The 716-nt window shown below is 66.6% G+C and carries 1 protein-coding gene; it reads right to left on the bottom strand.

Translation table 11 applies throughout. The features are described from left to right. Positions 1-166: 166 nt before the first annotated feature. Positions 167-634, bottom strand: a complete 468-nt coding sequence (locus tag AC2CJA_RS27060) for a transposase (protein ID WP_484605259.1) — start codon at positions 632-634, stop codon at positions 167-169. Positions 635-716 lie beyond the last annotated feature (82 nt).

Genomic DNA, 716 nt, shown 5'->3' with positions numbered 1-716 from the left:
TCGGACAGCTGCGCGGGATGGTGGAACGGCCGGCGTTCCCCGGCCGTGGGCGGTTTCGGGTTCCGCCGCCGGTGCGGCGTGGCCCGGGAGACGCCCAGGATCCGGCAGGCCGTGACCGTGCCGACTGCCTTCTCCATGCCTGGCGGGAATGCATCCTGGACAGCCGTTACTTCTTCTCGGAGTCCGCGCTGCCGGACACGTCCTGAAGCAGCGCGAAAGCTTTTCCCGCGATCTCCAGTGCCGTCCTGGTCTTGTCCAGTTCACCGGAGAGTCTTTCGTTGCGGGAGGCGAGTTTCTCGGCATCCGCCTTGATCCGGGCGTTCTCCGCACGCAGCCGCGCCAGCTCCTCCGCCTCGGAACTTCGGTGGACCTTTCCGGAGGACGCGGGGAGGGTTCCTTCTCGCGCCTGCTTGCGCCAGTGCTCGATATGCGAGTGGTACAGCTTCTCCTTACGCAGCAGCACCCCGCGTTCCGGGCTGCCGTCGGGCAGGGCGTCGTAGGCGGCGAGGATCCGCGCCTTGTACCCGGCGGTGAAGCTCCGTCGCTTGGGCCGGGCCGGCTTGTCGGCGGGTTCGTCGTTCACCCGACCATCCTGCCGTGCCATCACGGTCTGGTCGGCAAGGGTCATCGTCACGGTGGTCCTGGTCCTGTCTCGCCCTGCATCAGATCAAAGAGATGTATACCTTCTGGGTCTCACCGGAGTCTGACAGACAGGG

It is taken from the genome of Streptomyces sp. ATLC9 (genome assembly GCF_057196705.1).
The sequence above is the reverse complement of the archived record's forward strand: the minus strand, read 5'-3'. Positions and strand labels throughout refer to the sequence as shown.